Here is a 2,360-nt window from a genome sequence, read left to right on the forward strand (position 1 = left end):
TCGCGACGGCGAGCTTCACGTTGGAAACCCGGTCGACGTCCGTGTCATAGCTGCGAGCGCACCAGACGAAGGCAACGGCTGCCAGCAGGCCGAAGCACGGCACCGCGGCCATGGCCTGCTGCAGGCCCCAGACATCCGACAGCACGCCCACCAGGAAGGGACCGACGGCCAGGCCGAACAGGTTCTGGAACAGCGACAGCACGGCCGAACCGGTGGAGCGCACGCCCGGATGGATCACCTCGATGGCCACACCCGAGACCACACCCACGGTGCAGGTCATGAAGAAGCCGCCCAGCAGGATCAGCTTGAACTGCGCCGGACCGGGCGCGGTGCCGGCAAAAGCCACCAGGAAGATGCACATCGTGACCACGCACAGCACCGACAGGGCCAGCAGCTTGTTGCGCCGCTGGCGCAAGGTCAGCCGGTCCACCACGAAGCCCCAGACGATGCAGCCCACCGCGCCCAGCAGCACCACGAGTGCCGCTTGCGTGGCCGCCGCCTCAGGCGTGACGCCGTAGAAGCGGTTGAGGTAGCTCGGCAGCCACGACCAGACCGCCGACACCACGATCAGCTGCATGGCCGCGCCGATGCACACGAACAGCAGCGTGCGGGTGCGCGCCAGCGTGACGAAGATGTGCCTGAGCGTGCTGCCGATGGACTCGGTGACCTTGTCCAGCCGCGGCGTGAGGTCCACCGTCTTGTAGTCGCGCACGAACAGGTACAGCAGCGCCAGCGCCAGGCCGGGGATGCCGACCACGCCGAAGGCAGCGCGCCAGCCCCACTTGGCCGCGATCACGCCGCCCAGCACCACGCCCAGCACCGAGCCCAGCGATGCCGCCGCGAAGAAGGCGCCCAGCAGCGCACTGCGAAGGCGCACCGGGAACAGCGTCGCGATCAGCGCCGCACCGACCGAGCCGTAGCCCGTCTCGCCGGCACCCACCACCGCGCGGGCGGTGAACAGCTGGGCGAAGTTGGTGGTGAACATGCACGAGATGGTGGCCAGGCTCCAGACGCCTGCCATCACCACGATGCTCTTCACGCGGCTGACCCGGTCGGCCAGCAGCGCCACCGGGATGCCGCCGACGGCCACCACGATGGAGATGATGGACACCAGCGCGCCGAGCTGCTTGTCGCTCAGGTTCCATTCGCTCTTGATGTGCGGGAACAGCGACACGATCACCTGCCGGTCGATGTAGTCGAACAGCATCAGTGCGAAGGTCATGGCAAAGGCAAACCAGGCTTGCCGCTTGCCGATCAGGTAGTCGTCTGGCGAGCCGGGCCTGGCGGCGCCCGCGTCGAGGGTGATGGACATGGTGGGTTGTCTCGGTTGTCTTGTAGTTGTGGGGCGGGGCTCAGCGACTCAGCGTGGTTCAGCGTGGCTGGCGCGTGGCTCAGGCGGCCTTGCGCAGGAAGCCCTGATCGGCGCCGTTGCGGTTGGGTGAGAAGCCGTTGGCCAGCAGCGATTCCTCGGTGGTCTTGTAGAACACGCCGATCTTGCTGATCTCGCGTGCCTGCTGCGCGGTGGCGATCGGCCGGCCGAACTCGCGCGAGATGCGCACCAGTTGCTCGACCTGCTCGACCGTGCTCATCTTCTGCGTGCGGGACTGGTTCCAGAGGTTGTCCTCGATGCCGCAGCGCACGTGCAGGCCCATGGCGATGCCCATCATGTTGACCGGCAGCACGTTGCGCATCGAGCTCTCCACCGTCAGCACCGCACCGTCGGGCGTGGCGCGCACGAAGTTGGCCAGGTTGTAGATGCTCGGCACGTCCATGCCGCCACCGATGGCCACCCAGTTCATGACCAGCGGGCCCTTGTAGATGCCGCGGCGCATCAGGCGCTCGACCGACTCGAAGCTGTTGATGTTGTAGCACTGGAAGGCGCTCTGGATGCCGGCTTCCGACAGGCGGCGGATGTGCTCCTCGGCCCAGCCGGGTTGCGCCGGCACGGTCATTTCCTTGTAGGCGTTGAAGACGACCGGGTCATCCATCGAGGTGCCCTTGTAGTCCTCGTACTCCCAGTGCTCGACCACGTTCATCTGCGAGGTGTTGATGGTCACGGTGACCTGGTCGGGCTTGGGGTCGAGTTCGGCCAGCATGTGGCGCGTGTCATCGGACAGCCACTTGGCGGCGGCGCCTTCGGATTCCGGGGCGAAGCTGATCGAGCCGCCCACCTGGATGATCATCTCGGGCACGGCGTTGCGCACGCCGGCGATGAGTTCGTTGAACTTGGACAGGCGCTTGCTGCCCTTGCCGTCGAGTTCACGCACGTGCAGGTGCAGCACGGTGGCGCCGGCGTTGTAGCAGTCGACCGCCTTCTGGATCTGCTGGTCCATCGTGACAGGGATGTCCTCGGGGAAGTC

General features: G+C 66.6%; 2 protein-coding genes. Both read right to left on the reverse strand.

Going from position 1 to position 2,360, the window contains the following annotated elements:
• Nucleotides 1-1,312: MFS transporter (locus tag HCU76_RS36210; RefSeq protein WP_218512048.1), on the reverse strand; the 1,312-nt coding region annotated here is incomplete at its 3' end.
• A 79-nt stretch (nucleotides 1,313-1,391) separates the two neighbouring features.
• Nucleotides 1,392-2,360, reverse strand: a 969-nt coding sequence (locus HCU76_RS36215) for a 3-keto-5-aminohexanoate cleavage protein (RefSeq protein WP_218512049.1), incomplete at its 5' end; no start/stop codon positions are given.

The sequence above is a fragment of the Variovorax sp. dw_308 genome (assembly GCF_019207085.1).
In the GTDB taxonomy this organism is placed as follows: domain Bacteria; phylum Pseudomonadota; class Gammaproteobacteria; order Burkholderiales; family Burkholderiaceae_C; genus Variovorax.